Annotated in this window: 16 protein-coding genes and 1 tRNA gene; 7 read left to right on the top strand and 10 right to left on the bottom strand. The window is 68.3% G+C overall.

Annotation, left to right across the window (positions count from 1 at the left end):
• Positions 1-9: 9 nt before the first annotated feature.
• Positions 10-1,566 (top strand): carboxypeptidase-like regulatory domain-containing protein, encoded by a 1,557-nt coding sequence (locus OWM54_RS40100; protein ID WP_267700743.1) that lies wholly within the window; start codon positions 10-12, stop codon positions 1,564-1,566.
• A gap of 136 nt (positions 1,567-1,702) precedes the next feature.
• Here the strand turns inward: OWM54_RS40100 and OWM54_RS40095 are convergent, their stop codons facing one another.
• A complete protein-coding gene (locus tag OWM54_RS40095) occupies positions 1,703-2,533 on the bottom strand; it encodes a class I SAM-dependent methyltransferase (RefSeq protein ID WP_267700742.1) in 831 nt (276 codons plus the stop codon).
• 210 nt (positions 2,534-2,743) lie between these two features.
• Between OWM54_RS40095 and OWM54_RS40090 the strand changes: the two genes are divergently transcribed.
• The 5 genes from OWM54_RS40090 (at position 2,744) to OWM54_RS40070 (ending at position 7,563) form a co-directional block, all read left to right on the top strand.
• A complete protein-coding gene (locus tag OWM54_RS40090; RefSeq protein ID WP_267700741.1) occupies positions 2,744-3,280 on the top strand; it encodes an RNA polymerase sigma factor in 537 nt (178 codons plus the stop codon).
• A complete protein-coding gene (locus tag OWM54_RS40085) occupies positions 3,277-4,059 on the top strand; it encodes a hypothetical protein (RefSeq protein WP_267700739.1) in 783 nt (260 codons plus the stop codon). Before OWM54_RS40090 ends, OWM54_RS40085 begins: the two co-directional genes overlap by 4 nt.
• Before the next feature lie 197 nt (positions 4,060-4,256).
• Positions 4,257-4,730, top strand: a complete 474-nt coding sequence (locus OWM54_RS40080; protein ID WP_267700738.1) for a hypothetical protein — start codon at positions 4,257-4,259, stop codon at positions 4,728-4,730.
• A gap of 268 nt (positions 4,731-4,998) precedes the next feature.
• The gene (locus tag OWM54_RS40075) at positions 4,999-6,663 is read left to right on the top strand and encodes a phospholipase D-like domain-containing protein (RefSeq protein ID WP_223747381.1); all 1,665 of its coding nucleotides are present in this window, start codon (positions 4,999-5,001) and stop codon (positions 6,661-6,663) included.
• Positions 6,664-6,687: 24 nt separating this feature from the next.
• Positions 6,688-7,563: a hypothetical protein gene (locus OWM54_RS40070; protein WP_223747380.1), complete on the top strand. Its 876-nt coding sequence runs from the start codon at positions 6,688-6,690 to the stop codon at positions 7,561-7,563.
• Here OWM54_RS40070 and OWM54_RS40065 read toward each other — a convergent pair.
• The 7 genes from OWM54_RS40065 to OWM54_RS40035 form a co-directional block, all read right to left on the bottom strand.
• Positions 7,541-8,587 carry a ferritin-like domain-containing protein gene (locus OWM54_RS40065; RefSeq protein WP_267700737.1) on the bottom strand — a complete coding sequence of 349 codons (1,047 nt, stop codon included), beginning with the start codon at positions 8,585-8,587 and terminating at the stop codon, positions 7,541-7,543. The genes OWM54_RS40070 and OWM54_RS40065 overlap by 23 nt on opposite strands.
• Before the next feature lie 165 nt (positions 8,588-8,752).
• Positions 8,753-9,847, bottom strand: a complete 1,095-nt coding sequence (locus OWM54_RS40060) for a hypothetical protein (RefSeq protein ID WP_267700736.1) — start codon at positions 9,845-9,847, stop codon at positions 8,753-8,755.
• Between the two features lie 80 nt (positions 9,848-9,927).
• Positions 9,928-11,496 (bottom strand): hypothetical protein, encoded by a 1,569-nt coding sequence (locus OWM54_RS40055; protein ID WP_267700735.1) that lies wholly within the window; start codon positions 11,494-11,496, stop codon positions 9,928-9,930.
• Positions 11,497-11,646: 150 nt separating this feature from the next.
• Complete coding sequence (locus OWM54_RS40050) at positions 11,647-12,231, bottom strand: hypothetical protein (protein WP_223747376.1); 585 nt, start codon at positions 12,229-12,231, stop codon at positions 11,647-11,649.
• A 372-nt stretch (positions 12,232-12,603) separates the two neighbouring features.
• On the bottom strand, positions 12,604-13,860 hold the full coding sequence (locus tag OWM54_RS40045) for a carboxypeptidase-like regulatory domain-containing protein (protein ID WP_267700734.1): 1,257 nt from the start codon (positions 13,858-13,860) through the stop codon (positions 12,604-12,606).
• 298 nt (positions 13,861-14,158) lie between these two features.
• A complete protein-coding gene (locus OWM54_RS40040; protein WP_267700733.1) occupies positions 14,159-15,757 on the bottom strand; it encodes a Rieske 2Fe-2S domain-containing protein in 1,599 nt (532 codons plus the stop codon).
• 236 nt (positions 15,758-15,993) lie between these two features.
• Entirely contained in the window at positions 15,994-17,028 is a 1,035-nt protein-coding gene (locus tag OWM54_RS40035; protein WP_223747373.1) for a carbohydrate-binding protein, read from the bottom strand.
• Positions 17,029-17,380: 352 nt separating this feature from the next.
• Between OWM54_RS40035 and OWM54_RS40030 the strand changes: the two genes are divergently transcribed.
• The gene (locus tag OWM54_RS40030) at positions 17,381-18,364 is read left to right on the top strand and encodes a TerC family protein (RefSeq protein WP_223747372.1); all 984 of its coding nucleotides are present in this window, start codon (positions 17,381-17,383) and stop codon (positions 18,362-18,364) included.
• A 148-nt stretch (positions 18,365-18,512) separates the two neighbouring features.
• Here the strand turns inward: OWM54_RS40030 and OWM54_RS40025 are convergent.
• Together OWM54_RS40025 and OWM54_RS40020 are read right to left on the bottom strand one after the other, a co-directional pair.
• A tRNA-Val gene (locus tag OWM54_RS40025) sits at positions 18,513-18,584 on the bottom strand.
• 72 nt (positions 18,585-18,656) lie between these two features.
• Positions 18,657-18,929: a hypothetical protein gene (locus OWM54_RS40020; protein WP_141332022.1), complete on the bottom strand. Its 273-nt coding sequence runs from the start codon at positions 18,927-18,929 to the stop codon at positions 18,657-18,659.
• Positions 18,930-18,936 lie beyond the last annotated feature (7 nt).

Below are 18,936 nucleotides of genomic sequence, written 5' to 3'. Positions count from 1 at the left end.
GTCCGCGTCATGCGAGGACGAGGTGGATGGATTGCCGTCACCGGGCTGGCGGTCTCGCTCTGCGCGGCGGCGTTGGTGCGACAGGAGTTGACCCGCGCCTCGCCTCCGCCCGTGTCCACCACCACCCCGGCGCCGCTCCCCGAGCCGGTAAAGCCCGCCGTCCCCAGAGAGTCTCCACCGCGCCTTCCTCCATCCCTGGACGGCAGGGGGAAGGCGCAGGTCCGGGTGGTCTCGGCGAAGGATCAGCGGCCGCTCCCAGGCGCCACGGTGGCGCTGCTGAGAGATCCCATCGACGTCTCAATGCCAATGGAGACGGCCGTCACCAACGCCCAGGGCATCGCGCTCTTCTCCGAGGCGCCGACGGGTGTGGTCCACCTGTGCGCCCGAGGTGTCGGACACGGCGAGGCCTGTGAGCACGACCTCGGGCTCGTCGCGGGCGGGAGCATCTCCACGGTGCTGGCCTTGCCTCCTGGGGCGACGTTCAGCGGACAGGTGCGCAACCTGGATGGCACGCCCGCGGTGGGCGTGAGGCTGATGGCGCTCAGCGTTCCATCCCACCCCCGGCAGATGCCCACCCAGGCGGTGACGGATGCGAATGGCCGCTACATCCTGGACGGCGTCACTCCAGGCGCGGTGCGAATCCATCCATTCACGGCCGAGGCCCAGGCCCATCCGCGTGAGGCGGAGGTCCAGGCCGAGGCGTGGGCGACGCTGGACATCCAGCTCGCGGGCTTCACCCCGGTGACGGTGAAGCCCCGGCGCAGCCGCAGCGCCAGGTGGCGCCACTTCCAGCCGGCCGCTGACGACGCCATCGATGCCGTGTCGGTGGGCGTTCCCCTGCGACGACAGGACGACGGCACGTGGACAGGCCTGGTCGAGGCCGGGAACCACACCGTCGCCGTCACGGGCTACCACGGGTGGCGCGACTTCCACGGCGGGAAGGAGGTGGCGCTAAAACCCGGAGAGCCCGCGGTCGTGCAGGTTCCCTACGACCCGAGTTCATTCCACGTCATCGGCCCACCGCATGCGCCCACGCCCCGGTACTTCGAATTCGCCGGACACGTCCTCTTGCCCGACGGCACGCCGGCGCAGGGAGCGCGCATCGCGGTCGCGCAGCCGCCGACGTACTGGCTCCGCTGCGGGAACACGACTCCGACCTACCATCACGTCCGGTTCGAGGGCTCCGGCTTCGCGGTGAAGCCCGCCGCCGGACATCGGACCGTCCATGCGTGGCTCGACGATGGTCGCTCCGGAAGCGTGACGGTGGAGGGCAAGGAGGGCGAGCGCATCGTCGCCGACATCCGCCTGGAGGACACGGGCGCCGTCGTGGGCAGCCTCGACCCGCCGGCCGAACCATACTTCGCACAGTGGCCCTCCATTCGTGTCTGGGATGACGACGACCGCCCGCTCAAGCGCATCACCGGGGACGGACGCTTCATCATCGCGGGGCTTCCGCCGGGCGACCACGCGTTGAGCCTGGAGCAGGACCCCAAGCGGCATGCCTTCGTCATCCATCCCGGGCAGCGAACGGACCTGGGACACCTGCGGTACGAGGTCTCCCAGTAGGGGCCGTCGCGTTACTTCGACTTCGTCAGGACCCCGTGCGTCGCATGGGCGGTGGCCACGTGCTCGGTGCATTAGTAGCCGAGGGCCACCGTGTCGATGCCGAGGAGCACGGGGAGATGGCCAGGTACTCCGGGCCTCACGCGGCGCGCTCCAGCACCCAGACGCCATAGGTCACCTTCCCGAGCAACAGGAAGATGTTCCACTCGTCATAGGCACACAGCACCTCGAGCGCGTCGGCCCCCAGCCGGGACTCCATCTGCTTGCGCGCCCGCCGCACCTTCGCCAGCCGGAGCGCGTGGCGAGCCATCCCCTCGTCGAGTTCCTCCAGGTACGGCGAGCCCTCGTCCGTCGTCGTGCCGAACTCCACGATACGCAGCCCGGCGGCAGCGCAGGCCGCCGACATCCGCTCACGTGACAGCGTCGCGGGGTTCAACCCCAACCGCCAGGTGACGCGCTCCGCCTCGCGAGGCTCCAGCAGCTCCGTGGCCAGCGCGCTGCAATTCATCATCGACCCCCCCGGGCGAAGGACACGCGCGCACTCCTTCATTGCGCCCTCCAGGTCCTCGGCGTGGTTGAGCATGTCCAGACACCAGACGAAGTCGACCGAAGACGTCTCCAGCGGCAGCCGCTCGATTCCGCCCCGCGCGAAGCTCACCCGCCCCTCCACCCCTTCCCGTCGGGCCCGCTCCGCCGCGAGCGACAGGTTCTGCTCCAACGGGTCCACCCCGACGACGTGCCCCTCCAGCCGCCGCGCCAGCGCCACCACCTGACGCCCCTTGCCACACCCGACGTCCACCACGCGCGAGCCCTTCCCCACGTCCCGCCGCGAGGGAATCGCATCGAGGAGCTCCGACATCGGCCGTCCACCGGGCGACGCGTCCAGATACGCATACCGCGTCCCCTCCTCCTCCAGGAATGGCCAGAGGAAGTCATAGAACGCGGCGATCCGCTCTTGCAGGGTCGACATAAGACAGACACCCCAGCAGACCTCCGCCACACAGACAAGCCCCATCCACAAAGACATCGCGGGAACAACAACAGCCCCGCGCGTCAAGAGGTGAAGCCTGTCCCGGAAAGATGCCCCACGCCGTGATGACCATGTGGCTCGCACCGAGGAACCCCATCCCATCCACCGCGCGGCTCGGAGACACTGGCCGGGGGCCACGTGAGGTCGTACGTGCAACCGAAGGACGTCGAACGGACCGAAGGCTACTACCACCGCTATGGCGAGGCCGTGTACCGGCGCTGCCAGCGATTGCTCGGGGACGACGCGCAAGACTGGGACGTGACACAGGAGGTGTTCCTGCGGGTCCACGTCCACCTGAAACAGGTGCGCGAGGCCACCTCCGCGCTCTCCTGGCTGCTCATCGTGGCGGATCGCCAGTGCTTCTCGCTACTGCGTCGCCGTCGCACCGAGCGCACCTCCGCCATCACCCTGCGCGCCCCCATGGACGACGAGCTGGATACCTCGATGGAGCGGTTCGTCACCGACGCGGACCTCCTGAGACACGTGCTCGCCCACTGTCCCGAGGACGTCCAGCGCATCGTCGCGCACCGGTTCCTCGATGAGCTGGAACAGGAGCAGATCGCCACCCTGCTCGACGTCTCACGCAAGACCGTGCAACGAAAGCTCCAGACCTTCTTCGAGACCGCCCGGCGCCTCCTCGAGGTCTCTGAGAGCGCCGTCTCGTGGAAAGGACCCGCCTCCGCATGAACCCCTCACCCCTGCCCCGCTTCCCGGGCGTCCCGGATCTCCTGATTGAACGCTACCTCTGCGGTGAAGTGACCCCCGAGGAGGCCCGGTCCATGGAGGAGGCCGCGCGCGAGATGCCCCTGCTCGCGGCCCACCTGGAGGAGCGTCGCGCCGCCCAGAGTGCCTTCGTGCGGCGGCGCCCCTTCACCGTCATCGCGGCACGCCTGCATGAGCTCGAGCCCGCCCCCGTCCACCCCTGGGCAAGGCCGCTGCGCTGGGCCCAGCCAGCGCTCGCGCTCTGTGCGCTGCTCGCCCTGGGCCTGCCGCTCCTGCGCCCCGCGCCGGACGTCGAGGAGCGGATCCGCGTGCGCGGAGGACTGACCACGCGCCTGCATGTCAAACGCGGCGACGCCGTCTTCGAGCAGGCCCTGGATGCGGCGCTGCGCCCCGGAGACCGCGTGCGCCTGGAGGTCGAGGACCCGGTGGGCGGCGCGCTGTACGTGCTCGCCGTCGACAGCCGGGGCCAGGTCACTCCGCTGCATGGCTTCGCGGAGACCGGCGGCGCGCTCCGGCTGGAGCCTGGACGGATGGCGCTCCCCGGGAGCCTGGAGCTGGATGCGGGCCCGGAGCGCGAGGCGCTCGTCTTCGTGCTGACGGCATCCGCCCCCGAGGCCCCCTCACCGACAGCCGTGCGGCGGTGGCTGGAGCAGGCGGCCCGGACCACCCGCTTCCCTCCCACCCTCGAGCCACTCCCGTCCCTGCGCCACGTGGTGCGTGAGCTGCGCCGGGAGCAGCCCTGACCTCTCGTCGCTTCGACATGTCCCACGCCACACCCGTGCCGCGTCTTCCGGGATGAACCCACCACGGGAGCGAAGCATGACGAGACGATGGCGACACGGAGTGTTGTGCCTGGGACTGCTGGCCGGCGCATCGATGGGCTGCGGCGGCCTCCTCGGAGAAGAGGGCGAGGACGACGCCTTGCGTCTACCACTACGTAGTGTATCGCGAGGGCGCGCTCCACCCCTTCTACAACGCCATGTTCCCGCAGTGCCCCGAGCCGCCGCAGGGCTACTCCCTGGTCTCGTATCGATACAAGGAAGACCCGGCGCTGCCACCGGGTCAGACCTACTTCGACGGCTGCGACGTCGACAGCGGCCGCGTGCAGATGGACCTCTTCATCGAGCTGGACGGGAGATTCCGCGGGTACGTCTGCGAGCACAACACGAGCGCCCTGCGCACACAGGTGCGCGCCGCCACCGCGACGCCGCCTCCGTCGGGCAGCGAGACGTATTGCAGGAACTCCAGCTTCAACACCCAGGAGCCGGCCCTCTACGTGAACAGGCATCCGGAGCGCTATTGCGTCTCCGCGAACACGGAGGTCTACACGCTGCGTGATGACTGGGACGGAACCTGGGATGACCGCGCCACGCCGCCCGCCTGGTGGCCCTGCGCGACCTCGACCGTCCCCTGATACCCGCCCTGCGTCCCCGTGCAACGCGCCTGCGTCCCGGGGGCAAGCAGCGGGCCTCCACCAGGGTCCTCCTCGCTCCAGAAGCCCGCGGGCTCCCACTGGTACGTGCCTTGCTCAGTGGGAGCCCGCCTCGTGACTCATCCCTGACGAAGTCCCTCCGCGAGAGGTCTCCGGGACATCCCCCGGAAGCGCCGTCCTGTCACCCGCCGTTCTCCGCGGCCATGTCCTCGTCAGGGCTCGGTCTCGAGGTCCCCCTCGAGGAAGGTCCATGCCCCCGACCCAGAACAACACGGCCGTGTTCCTGATGGACGGCGAAGAGTACTTCGACATGTTCCGCGACTGCCTCTACGAGGTGCGGGACGCGCAGCCCCACGCGAAGACCTATGTGCGCCTGGGCTGGTGGTGCCTCCAGCACGACACCCTGCTCGACCGCCACGCGAACCGGAACTTCGGAGAGGTCCTCAAGGAGGTCGCGGACGCGGGCCACCCCATCGACATCTGCCTCTGGCAACCCGACGACCTCACCGTCAAGGGGCTCGAGCTCGCGAAGATGTCGGACCACTTCTCCCTGCAGACGCTGGCCAAGAACAAGGCCACCCAGGCCCTGCTGCACAACCACAACCAGCGCATCCAGGTGTACCTGGAGAAGCACAGCGGCGCCGGCGTGGGCTACTCGCTCCACCAGAAGATCGCCATCTTCTCCATCGCCGGCACGCTGAAGGTGCTCGTGGGCGGCTTCAACATCGAGCACGAGTACTGGGACAACATCGCGCACTCCCGGCCCTACGGACACTCCTGCCACGACACCGGCGTGCTGCTCCAGGGCCCCGTCACGCTCGACATCGAGTCGGAGTGGCTGCGCCGCTGGAGGAAGCAGCTCCCCACGCTCAGCCTGTTCGGCAAGCCGCACCCCGCCGCTGCCCGCTCCACCCTCCAGGCCACCGCGAATGACCAGGTCATCCAGGGCGGCAATCTCACCATCACCGCGCTGACCACCAACAGCGAGTCGTTCTCGAACCAGACACACATCCGAGACAAGCTGGTGGAGCTCATCTCACACGCGAACAAATACATCTACATCGAGAACTTCCAGTTCTTCAATCCGGAGCTGGTGAAGGCGGTGCGCACGCGCATCAAGCAGATGGGCGCCAAGCAGCTCAAGGTGGTGCTGGTCATCCCGGATCCCCTCCATGACTCCGACAAGGGCGTCACGTACCTGACGCGCATCACGTACGCGATGATGGCCATCGAGAGCGGCTACCTGGACGAGAACTGCCTGGCCGTGGAGGTCATCGACGGCGAGATCACGACGCACGTCGACCCGCGAACCCAGGGGACGAAGACGTACTCCAAGGACGACTACGTCTGGGAGGTGTACGAGCCCTCCATCAACCTGCATGACTGGCCCCAGCAGGACTACCGCCTGCGGCTGACGCACAAGAAGACCCAGGCGAGGACGGAGGTGCGGCTCGACGCCGTCCTGAGGTTCATCCACAAGGGGACGGGCCAGAAGAGCAAGGCCCAGCCCAAGCACGACGACGTGGCGCCCAAGATCCAGGTCTACTTCCCATACCGCTACGGGGGCATCAACCAGGCACCGGAGACCGTCTACCTGCACACCAAGCTGATGATCATCGACAGCCAGCACGTGGTGCTGGGGAGCGCGAACTTCGACTGCCGGGCCATGGACTACGACGGCGAGCTGGACGTGCACATCGACGACGCGGCCTTCGCGACCACCGTCAAGGCGAGGCTCGTCAACCACTACGGCATCCACGGGATGTATGAAGTCCCGCGCGCGTGCTGGAATGACTCGGCCGAGGAGCGCCACCAGGCGAACTGCGTGGGGCTCGCGCGCAGGGACCCCAAAGACCTCTGGGCCATGTTCGAGAACGTGGGCAGCTCGAAGAAGTTGAAGTTCACCTGGCTCTGAAGCCAGTCACGCCAGGAGCCACACATGACCCTCATCGGACAGTTCAACAACAACGGCACGCGGCTGAACCTCCTCCAGAAGAAGCCGCTGTTCCTCCACCACACCCACCGGCCCGCGCCCGGCTGGTACAACCGCACCAAGCCCCTGGCCGGGAACGCCCCGTTCGTGCACCTGCTCGCGACCGACGTCGCGGCGATGGTCGTCGGGGGCGTCGTCGGGGCGCCCAACAACGCCGTCATCGAACAGAACAACATCGACATCTACCTGGACATCACGGCGGGGAAACAGGCCTTCTTCAGCAACGCGCCAGCCAACGAGCTCCACGCCTATCAAGTCAATCCAGGAGGGGCGCTGGCCTGCCAGTACTTGAGCTGGGAGGACTCCTGCATCGTCTCGATGGACCTCTCCAACGTGGGGCCGCCCCTGATGATGTCGGGCCCGTTCAACGGCTGTCATTTCTATGTGACGCAGGACACCGTCACGAACCAGGTCCGGGTTCATCACGCGAACGCCAACAAGATTGGCATGTCGACCGACCACAATCGGCCGGACCTGGCCGAGGCCTACATGGACGGGTTGATGGCGGCGGCGCAGGGCCCCAACGAGGTCATCACCCACCAGATGCGCAAGGACGACTACCTGGCCAGGGTCTGGGACCCCATCGCGGGCGCGAAGGTCGAATCCCCGGTGACGCTGGCCTACCGCAACTACAAGCAGGGACAGGGCCGCACGAACGTCGCGCTCCATGAGACGATGTGCCTGGTCTTCGGCATCCGCACCGCCGTGAACACCTGGGACTTCTTCTTCCACGTCGCGGGCGTCACCGACTACAACCGCTCCGGGCTGCGCTCGAACCGTCAGGGCTACCTGAAGACCGTCATACCGTGGCAGGCGATTTGAGCGGGGCCCCGCCTCCTCCGTCATCCGCCCGAGGCGCGAGGCCCGGCTCGAGCAGTGCCAGCGCCCGGCCGCGCGTCCGCTGGATGCACTCGCGGGTCCAGCGCCCCAGCTCCGCCTGGGATAGCAGGCCGTGCCGCGCCAGGAAGTCCTCGTCCACGCCCGGGATGGGCGGGAGCACGGGCGTGCCGCGTGAGTCCAGCTCCGCCAGGGCGCGCCGCAGACCGGCCTTCGCGCTGCCGCCGCCCCGCTCCAGCGCGAAGTCGAGGACGTCCCAGCCCAGCTCGGCGTGCCGCGCCTCGTCCTCGGCGATGACCGACAGCGTCTCGCGCACCACGGGGTCCGCGGCACGCCGCGCGCCCTCCGCGGCCACCAGGGAGGCCACGCCCTCCGCGAGGCACCCGTCCAGCAACGAGCCGCGCGCCAGCCGCGCCCAGGCCTCCTCGGAGCCCGTCGCCATGGGCGTCACGCCCTCCTGCTCCAGCTCCGGAATGGGCCCCGCCGTCCAGTCCACTCCCGAGAAGGCCCGGGCGAGCGCGAAACACCTGCGTGCGTGGCGGACCTCGTCCAGCGCCGCCAGGTGGCAGTCCTCCAGCAGCGCCGACGGCGCCCCCATCGCGGAGAGCCGGAGCGACAGCTTCGCGAAGGCTGGCACCGACGCATGCTCCATCCGCGCCGAGGTCATCCACGCCTCCCCGAGCACCGTCCGCTGCCACGTCGTGAGCCCCGAGACCTCCGGCACGGCGTCATCCGCCCAGCCCGCCCCCAGCGCCCGGCGAGCCACGCGGGCACGCCCGCGCAGGCGCAGCACCCGCCCCTTGGAGAAGTTGGTGTTGGAGAAGAAGTCGACGACGCTCCAGACGAGCCACGCCATCCCGCCAGCCGACAACACCCCGCCCGCGATCAGCAGCCCGGCTCCGAGCCGACGCGTCTTCTTCGAGTGGGTCCTGGGGAGCGCGAAGACAATCCCCAGGATGAAGGACACGGCAATCGCACAACCGAGGATTACCGCCAGCTCCAAGGCCATCACATCCCCTTTCCTGGAAGTCAGCCCAGGATGTCATGCACTCCGGATGCCCACCAGGGTGTCAGGGCGTCCGCGCGTGAAGCAGGGGCACCACCGTGCAGGGGACAGCACGCCGAGCGGGCGAAGCTGTGCAACCGGCTGCACGGTGGCTGGGAGTCGGGCATCTCAGTCCTCGACTTCCGCCTCGTCCCACTGCTGGTGGTTGAGGTGGGGGTCGCGGTTCGGGTCGTAGTTGGGGTCGTTCGACGGGACGTACTGGCCGTTGCCGTTCATCCAGTACTGATTGGCGCCCGTCTGGACCTGATGCCGGGTGCCCGTGGCGGTGTTGCGCACCGTCTCCTCGTCCTTGATGTAGTTGACGAAGCGGTGGTGCATGCGGTCCGACGCGGCGTCGCGGCTGGCGTAGGTCTCCGCGATGGACTTGTTGATGGCGTCGTTCTTCTCGTGGAAGGCACGCTGCTGCGCCTCGAAGGCGGCCTTGTTGGCCTGCATGCGCTGGTGGTGCGCCGCCCAGCTCGCGCGCTCCCGGGCCATCTCGCCCTGGTTGTAGGCCTGGACGTACTGCGGATTGTAGCGCGTGCCCGCGAGCGCCTGGAGGACGACCTTCTTGCTCTCCTCGTAGCGCTCCTTGGGCGCGTCGAGCGCGTGCGTGTAGTAGTTCCAGGACACCATGTTGCCCAGGTCGGTGGCGCTCAGGTGGACGACCATCATGTACGGCTCACCGCGCTTGTCGGTCCACTCCGTCACCTTCGCCAGGAAGAGCTGGCGCATGGGGGCGACCTTGTAGAGCAGGTCCGAGAAGCCCTTGTCGGACGCGGCGATGTCCGGCGCGTCGTATTGCTTCACCAGCTTCGCGCCCTCCTTGCGTGCAATGGGCACCAGGTCCTGCTGGATGACCTGGTCGATGGACTCGAAGCGCCGCATCGGCTGGCCGCTGCGCGCCGCCACCTGCTGCATCATCGGGTCGCCCGAGAACATGAACGTCTTCATGGGGACCATGTAGACATTCACGTTGCCCGGTCCGCTGATGACCGCCTTGCCGTTGTTGACGATCCAGTTGTCCGGCAGCGGCATCGCCGCCATCTCCATGAACTTGTCGTCGAACAGCTTGTGCATCACGACCTTGCCGTTGGGTGGCACCTCGAGTCGCTTCTCGACTTCGGGTGCCCCAGGACCCGGTGTGTCACCCTCGACCTTGTTCTCGCGACAGCCGCCCACCACGACACACGACGTCACGAGCGGAATCATCAGCGCCTTCATCGGATTTCCCCCTCCTGGACTGCATTGGCATCCAGGCTACCAGAGGCCCGGTGCGGGGGACACCCGGGCCCCTGGCGGGCTCACAGCTCCGGGAAGACGAGCAGGCCTCGCTGCGAGTCGACCACGTAGACATAGCCGTCCCCTGGGACGCGGATGCCGACGGCGCCCTCCCAGGAGGAGACGTTGAGGAACACGGGGTCGTGCTCCCGCCAGGTGTGGTGATAGGCGATCTCCCGGGGACGGCTCGGAACGGTGACATCCAGGACGCGCACGCCCTGCTGGAAGTGCGCCAGATAGAGCCGGTTGCCGACGAGCTCCATGTTGTGGATGGAGACCTCCGGCGACAGCTTGTACTCGCCGATGAGGGTGGGGTTCGCCGGGTCGTTCAGGTTGAGCACCCGCAGGTGGGCGCCCCACCCCTCGCCGCCCTCGAACGCGATGAGGTTGTTCTGGAAGTACGCCACGCGCGAGTAGTGGCTCATCGCGTTGGGATACTCGTACGCGCCCAGCTTCTTCACGTTCGCGGGGTCGCGCGCGTCGAGGATGAGCAGGCCCGCGCCCCAATGGTTGACGAAGAGCAGATGGTTCAGGGAGGTGGCGTCGTGGGGATAGGAGTTGCGCCCCGGCATCCGGGAGCTCTCGTCCCGGTAGCTGCCCAGCAACACGGGCTCGCGCGCGTGGGTGACGTCGAAGATGAGGACGTCCCCGTTGTCCATGGCATACAGCCGATTGCCATTCACGAAGAGGGTATGGGTGCTGCGCCGCATGCCGCCCGACAGGTCCTGGATGAGCCGGGGGGACGCGGGGTCGGCGATGTCGAACACCAGCACCCCCCGGGCCGCGCTGGCGACATAGAGCGCGTCGTCCTTCGCCCAGACCCCGTTCCAATAGGCATCATCGGGGTGCGTGATGGACGCCACCAGACGCGGCGCGGTGCGGTCCGCGAGGTCGAAGACGAACAGCCCTCCCTCGCCCGGGAAGCCCGCCTCGATGTTCACCACGTAGGCGTGCCCCTTGGTGACGTAGACATCCACCCCCATGCCCGTGTTCGCCCCCGTGGAGGCCTCGCCGATGAGTCGCAGCCCGCCCGAGGACTCTGCTTCCCCGGGCCGGCGGCGGGTCCGGACGCTCTCGAAGCTGAGCACCCGGGGCGGCTTCCCCGCCTCGCAGTAGACGTCACAGCCCAGCACGCGGTCCGTCCCCACCGCCCGGCACCCCAGCTCCGCCGTCACGCTGTAGGGACGGCCGGGAATATTGGCGGTCGACACCAGGAACATCGGGTGGGCCGCCTCCGGTTCGAGGAAGTAGTACCGGCCCAGCAGCTGATCAGTGGCGCGCCCCGGCCCCGTCGAGGTGTCGTGGAAGCGCGCGTTGAAGGGGCCCGAGGTGTCCACGCCCTTCAGGCTCTCCAGATCACAGCCCGTCAGGTCGTAGGACTCCAGCTTGCCGCAGTCATCCGGAGTGCTGACGGAGACCCGGAGCGCGCAGCTCACGGTCGGCGGTGGCCCCAGGTCTCCCGGGTCCGGCAGCGGCGTGCCGGGAGACAGATCCACCGGCACCTCGATGACCTCACGGTCCGGGCTGTCGCACCCGCCCGCGCCAGCGAGCCACCACACCATTGCGACGACGACCCACGTCCACTTCACCATGTCTGCCCCCGGGGATGGGGCCGGCGCGAGCGGGATGGACGTGCACGGAGGAAGGCCGACCCGGAATCCCTCGAACGAACAGGGGCCCTCCCCATATCGCGGGGCCGCGGACGCCGTTCAATCCCTGACATCCGCGCGGGCCCTGGGGCGTCAGAAGATGGTCCGCACGCTCCGGTCCCCGGCGATGTACTGGTTCAGCGTGTAGCCGAAGTCGGACGTGCACGCGTGGTTGAGCTTCCGGACCAGGCCATACAACACCCGCCCCAGAGGTGAGGAGTCGAGCACGGAGCGGACGCTGCAGATCTCCTCGTGCTCGGTGACCTTCAGGTCCTGGTCGAGCACGACCTTGTGCACGGCGTGGTACGTGAAGGTATCCCCCACCAGCGCCTGCCAGGGCCGCAGGGCGAGGAAGTGCTTGAAGACGAGCGAGGTCTTCACCTCGGCCATCACGACATGGGAGCCATCCGGACGCCGCGACTCGGTGACGTCGCCGAAGGCCATGCGACAATCCGAGAGGAAGGTCCTGTTGACATACACGAGCCGCCGGGCGCGCTCCAGCCCCTGCACCGTGACGAGTGGGTCATGGAACGTGGTGTCCGGGTGATAGTGCCTCGACGCGGCGGCGCGGGGACGGTGCTCATCACAACCATACAGGATGGGCAGGAAGCTGCGGACGAGCTCGGCGGGCCCCCGGGGCTCCGAATGCAGCGGGGTGGTGTGCGCGACTTCCCTCATGTGGAACTCCTCCAACGACGATGTGAAACCAGACGGCCCGCGGCCGCTCAGCCGGCGCGAGCCAGCGGGCCGCTTCGCGGCGAGAGTCCCGCTCCACCTCGTGCCCCGCCCGCTGGCACTCGGCCGCGGACACGACGCCGCCGACTCCCGCGCCAAGGACAGCCACTCGGAATCGCCGGTCGAAAGCGCGGCCTCTGGGAATGACTCTCATGGGGGTGGCCGATGGTGTCCGCTCGGGCCGGGGCTCGTAATCGCCTGCCGGTCCCGGATGGCTGTCGCCTGCACGACCAAGGCGCGTCCCCGTCCTCCCACGAAGAAGGCCCCGGCGCGATGGACGCACCGGGGCCCTTGGACTTCAGGGTGTCAGGGACTTCACGGCAGCGGCGGCAGCATCAGCACGCCGTTGCACTGGCCGGGCGTCGAGGGCACGCCGGTGCCGCCCCAGGGCGCGCCGGTGTTCACCACCACGCTGCCCCCCGGAGGCGGCGGGCAGCCGTAGCCCTGGGCCTGGCGCACGACGATGTTGGCGTTGGCCGGCAGGTTGTAGAGGACGTCCGTGCCCGCGCCCACGCAGATGTTGCGCGTCTGGCTGCCACCGGTGGGGAGCGGAATCTCCAGCTCCAGGCAGATGGGCAGCGTGGTGCCCGGCGGCAGTGAGGCCGCGTTCACGTCGATGCGCAGACAGGCGGGGTTGGTCTTCTCGATGTCGGCGTTGATGAAGCCGACCTCATTGGTGTTGGCCGTGAAGCCGCTGTTGGAGATGCGCGCGCAGTCATCCGCGTTGCAGCTCACCGTCTCGCGGTTGTTGCACTGCACGGGGTTGCTCGTGCGGGTGCCGCTGGTGGGCTGCTGCCGCCACTGGTTGGAGCCCACGGGCATGGACCAGAAGGCGATGTTCGCCGGGGCCGTGGGGGCCAGGTCATTCGTCAGCGGGATGAAGACACGCGCGGTGGCGCCCGGGGCCAACTTGAGCAGCTGCCCCCTGCCGTCGCGGACCTCCGTGTAGATGGCGCCGCGCGACTCCAGGAACACCTGCTGGCCCGACAGGTTGACGGCGCCGTCGGTGCCCGGCATCGACAACAGGCCCGTGTCGATGTGACGCACGCCCACCGTGAACGGGCCCTGCACCTGCTCACCCGAGGGGCCGCGCAGCGCGGACAGGTTCACCTGGATGGAGGCGCCGTTGCGCGGGTCCGTCACCACGACGGTGCCCGACGCGCTGAACGTCTGCCGGTGCAGCGAGTGCAACACGAAGCGCGCCCCGAGCACGTTGCGTGTGACGGCGCCCACGTAGGGCATGTAGCCCGGAACATCGATGGTCACCGGCGTGCCCATGGGCACCGCCGCCGTCACCGAGAACGAGCCGTCCGAGGCCGACGTCCCCGCGGCGCTGCCGACGCTCACCCTCGCCCCGGCGAGCGGGACTCCGGCCGCGTTGGTGACGACGCCACAGATGGTGGTGCCGGAGCTGGCGGGCGTACACGTCACCAGCGGCTGCACGTGCTCCACCGCCGCGGGAGCCTCCGCCTCACCCTCGGGCGCACCACAGGCCGCGCCCAGCAGCATCGTGCCGCTCAGCGCGCCACACAGCCACATCCACCGCTTGCTGACCATTGCCGACAGAGACATCACATACCTCCCCGTTGAAGAAAGGCGACACCCCGAGGGCGTCACCTCCTCGCATGGTATGTGATTCATCTGACATTGACACGGTAGCGCCGGATGTTTCAATCCCAGCACCAATGTTCATCAAACACAGACACGTCACGAAAGACCCGAGGCGACGGCGACCACACGTGTGACACCCCGCGCCACAAATCAAAGGCTCTCGACCCACCCATGTAGCCTGGAATGTCACAGGAGGGTGCGAAACACATACGGGGTTCCCGCATGGCCCGGTGTGCCATGGCGTCGACACACGAGGATTTCAGAGCGCGAGCGGCTCCTCGGCCGGTGCGGGCGTGGCGGGCTTCTCCGACACGGACTCGGCGCAGAGGGTGGAGCCGTTCATGGCGCACCGGCCTCCGTCCTCCAGGTCGAACTGCCAGCGGTGGCGCGGGCAGACCAGGTACCTGCCCTCCTCCACCCACCCCTCGGACAGGTCCGCGCCCTGATGCGGACAGAAGCGCTGCACGGAGAAGCGCCGGTGGCCCACCGTCACCACGGTGCGCTCGCGCTGGGACTCGGTGGAGCGCACGCCCTCGCAGAAGGCCCGCATGTCCTCGATTTCGACGCCCAGGAAGCCGTGGAGGATGGGCTCGTAGACGTCCGGGAAGCGGCTCAGCCGCAGGCGGAACGACAAGAGGAAGTCCTCCCACGTCAGCTTCCGGTCCAGCACGCGCACCATGTCCGCGGCGCTCACCTTCATGGTGTAGCGCGTCGTCTCGCGAATCTCCGCCACCTCGTCCACGCGCCGGCCCTTGAAGTCCACGCGCAAGAGGCGCTCGGGCAGCTCCGTCAGCTCCACGTACAGCGGCATCCCCACCCGCTCGTGCAGGTCCAACAGGTCCAGCTTGCGCTGCAGCTCCACGCGCAGCCGGGCGTGGATCTCATCCACCTCCGCGCGCAGCATGTTGCGCCGCCGCTCCCGGAACAGGTGCGCCATGTCCGCCGCGTAGGTGCGCAGGTAGGACTCGAAGCCCTCCTCCGTCAGCCGCGCGCCGTCCAGCGAGACGTACTCCAGCGAGGCCGCGTCCAGCACGTCCCCCGGCATGGGCTCCAGGAAGCGGGTGTGGGCGCCGGGCAGCCGCTGCTCGAGGAAGCGGAACAGCGTGGTGGCGTTGGGGAAGATGTTCACCTTCTCCAGGTTGAGCGCGAACAGGGCCGGGTCCAGGAAGCACGCGGGGCCGGCCGAGGCCAGGTAGGCCCGCGGCTTCACCACCTCCAGCGCGCGCGCCACCGCCTCGAACTTGCTCTCGCGCTTCTTCAGCGAGATGGCCGCGTACGTCTCCGGCGTGTACTCGTAGCAGGTGGGGTGCCAGATGGCGCCGGAGAACTGGGCGGTGAAGAGGTCGATGGGCCCCTCCTCCTCGCTGATGCGCGCCAGCCGGTCATGCAGCTTGCAGTCGTTGAGGTTGACGAAGCACTGGCCGTCGCCGCGCACCATGATGGCGGAGTCGCGGTTGGTGCCCTGCTCGGACACGAAGAGCTTGAGGTAGCCGCCCTTGATGGGCACCTCGCGTCCGTCCTCGCAGGCGATGACGCGCTTGCAGCCGTAGCGGGCGAAGATGTCCTGCAGCTCCGAGCGCTGGAAGCGGGGAATCACCACCGTGAAGTCCCGGGTGCGGAGGCTGGCCAGGAACTCCGGGTCGAAGTGGTCCTTGTGCTCGTGGCTGACGTACAGGTAGCGCTCGCGGCCGGGCGTCTCCAACAGCTCGCGCACGCGCGGGGCCAGGTGGTGGTTGCGGGGCAGCTGCATCCACGCCGAGTCGAACGCCCCGCGCGGGGACAGCCACGGGTCCATGACGACGACGCTCCCCGCGCACTCCACGGCGAAGCCTGCATGGCCCAGGAAAGTGATTCGCATGTCCCCACCCCCACCGAAGCGGCCCGACGACGCGCCGAGGCCGCACACACCCGAGTCGCCGCCCGCTCTCACGGCCGGCGTGAAGTAGGCTGCGAACGGGGTGTCACCTGGACCAGGGGCCTTCCAGTCCCGGCTCGCGTCCGCGTCCCGACACGGCCCCGGGCGGGAGACGCGAAGGGCGCGGAAGGAGGACCTCCCGCGCCCCGGTGTCGTCGTCGGTGGAGACGGCTCAGCGACTACGGCTGGATTTCACGGACGGACAGCCACTTGAAGTCGACGTCCTCCGCGTTGTCCCAGCGGAACGTGGCGATGGGGCCACCCCAGGTGATCGGCATGGCGCCCACGGAGCCGCCGCAGTGCCCGGCGTCCCCGCCCCAGTCCCCAGCGTCCACCCAGTCGTAGACCTTCTTCCACGTCACCTTGTCGGCGTTCTCGTTGACGTACATCTCCAGCCGCACGGCCTCCTTGCCGCTGACGGTGGTGTTGCGCATCACCGCCTTGAAGCCCACCCAGCGCCCCTTGAGCGCGGAGGTGGCGGGCTTGTACGGCGCCTGGTCGTAGGAGACATGCCACGTCTCCTTCTGCCAGCGGGCGCGGCCGTCGTAGTGCAGGCCGCCCTTGTAGCTGCTGCCCTCGCAGCCGGAGTTGTTGTTGTTGTGCTTGCCGCCGCGCGCGTACCAGTCGAAGTTGTCCGAGCCGTCCGACGCGGCGTTGAGCTTCACGAAGCCCGTCATCTCGACGTTCTTCCAGTCGTTGGGCGCCTGCATGTAGCCCCGGCTGGCCAGCACATCCCGGTCATACGTCGGAATCTTCGCGGCGGAGTAGCCGGTGGAGGTGGTGACGCCCATGCGCACCTGGCTGTGCTTCATCTTCCACGAGCCGTCCGCGTTGCGGGTGATGGCGCGCTGCGGGTCGAACCGGGGGTCCGACGTGGGGTCGTCCGCCAGCGCCCAGGACTCGCCGCCCGCCTTGGACGGGTACAGCCGCGTCACGCCGAACTTGTCCACGGAGGGCTGCTCGGGAGTCGGCTCCGGGGTGGGCTCAGGCGTCGGCTCGGGCGTCGGCTCAGGTGTCGGAGTCACCCCGGGCGTGGGCTCCGGCGCGGGGTTGCCCGGCGTGGGGTCGGGGCTCGGGACCTGGGGTTGCTCGGACGGCGACTCGGTGCCGCCGGGCGTCTGGGCTCCGGGAGCGCCCGGGTCGGCGCCGCACGCGGAGGCGGACAGGAGGAACAAGGCGCCACACAGGGATGAGAGAACACGGTTCCGGATCAAATGGCGGTCCTTCTGCGAGGGGCCGCGAGAGTGGCGGAGGAGCCGCGGACGCCTATCGCCCTGCGGGCCCTCGCCGCGCCGCTCCCCCGAGGCCAGGATTGCCTCGGGGCGTCGACGCCTGGCTGGTCTCAGCGGCCCGGTGACTGTCGTTTTTCCAACCGGACGGCCCGAAACCCACCACGTCCCGCAACCCTTCCCCAGCCAGTGACGCCCGCTCCGGCCCTCCCCGGGCCGCCCCCTCCCGGGACAGCCCTGGAGCGCTTGCGGGAGCCATCCTTCGGTTTTTCCGAAGGAGTGAGTCTGTAATCCCTATTTGTCGAAGAGAACGGTGGCTCTTATCTGAACCCCACCTATGGAACCTCTACAAACCGTCGGCAGTCCCGTCCTGTGGGGCGGCTTCATTGCCTTCGTCATCGCGATGCTCGCCCTGGACCTCGGCGTCTTCCACCGGAAGGCCCACACGGTCAGCTTCAAGGAAGCGCTGGGCTGGAGCACGGTGTGGATCAGCCTGGCGCTCCTGTTCAACGCGGGGCTCTGGTGGAAGTTCGGAGGCAAGCCCGGGCTGGAGTTCCTCACCGGCTACCTCATCGAGAAGTCGCTCTCCGTCGACAACATCTTCGTCTTCGTCGTCATCTTCTCGGCGATGCGCATCCCCGCGCTGTACCAGCACCGGGTGCTCTTCTGGGGCATCCTGAGCGCGCTCGTGCTCCGGGCCATCATGATCTTCGCCGGCGTGGCCATGCTGGAGCGCTTCCACTGGCTCATCTACGTCTTCGGCGGCTTCCTCATCATCACCGGCCTGAAGCTGTTCGTGCAGCGCAACAAGGAGGACCATCCGGAGGACGGGTGGATGATGCGGATGCTGCGCAAGAGCATCCCGTCCACCACGCGCTTCGACGGGCACCACTTCTTCACCATGGAGAACGGCCGCCGGTTGGCCACGCCGCTGCTGATGGCGCTCATCCTGGTGGAGGCGTCGGACATCCTCTTCGCCCTGGACTCCATCCCCGCCATCTTCGCGGTGACGCGAGACCCGTTCATCGTCTTCACGTCCAACATCTTCGCCATCCTGGGCCTGCGCTCGCTGTTCTTCCTGCTGGCCGGCGCGGTGGAGAAGTTCAGCTACCTGAAGGTGGGCCTGTCGGGCGTGCTGGTGTTCGTGGGCGCGAAGATGGCGCTCATCGACTTCGTGAAGATCCACCCGGCCGTCTCGCTGGGCGTCATCGCCACGCTGCTGGGCGCCAGCATCGTCGCCTCGCTCATCAAGGCGAAGAACCTGCCGCCGCACACGCCGGAGACGGGCGCCGACACGCTCGTCAAACCGTCGGAGAGCTGAAGCAGCCCGCAGCACATCCCCCGAAGCCAGGGCGCGTCCGGACCTCATGCCGGGCGCGCCGGAGCCGGGCGCCGCCAAAGTCATGCGCCGGAAAGCGAAGAGGCCGTGAACCCTTGGGTTTCCCCTTGGATTCACGGCCTCTTCTGGTTGGGCGCAGCAGGGTTTGAACCTGCGACCCCTGCCGTGTGAAGGCAGTGCTCTACCGCTGAGCTATACGCCCGCGCTGCGTGTTGCCACCGCGTCGCGACGGGGAGCTAGATGCCATCTGCTCCCTCGGGTGTCAACGCAATTTCTACGAGAGCCCATCCAGCTTCTCTTCCAGCTCACGCAGCCGACGCTTGAGGCCGGACAGCTGCTTGCCCACGGCCTTGAACTCGCTCTTCGGCGCGAAGTGGAACGCCTTGAGCAGCTCCTCCTGGCCGCGGTCCAGGGCCTGCTTGCCCCGCTGGGCCTTGCCGATGGCGTTGGCGATGGCCATGGCGCGCTTCTCGTCGGCCATGAGCTTCTCCACGGCCTTGCTGGAGAGCTCCAGCGCCTGCTTCTTCAAGTCGTCACGGATACCCATGGCTCGT

The sequence above is a fragment of the Myxococcus sp. MISCRS1 genome (assembly GCF_026626605.1).
Lineage (GTDB): Bacteria > Myxococcota > Myxococcia > Myxococcales > Myxococcaceae > Myxococcus > Myxococcus fulvus.
Note: the sequence above shows the minus strand (reverse complement) of the source record. Positions and strands in the feature narration are given on the sequence as shown.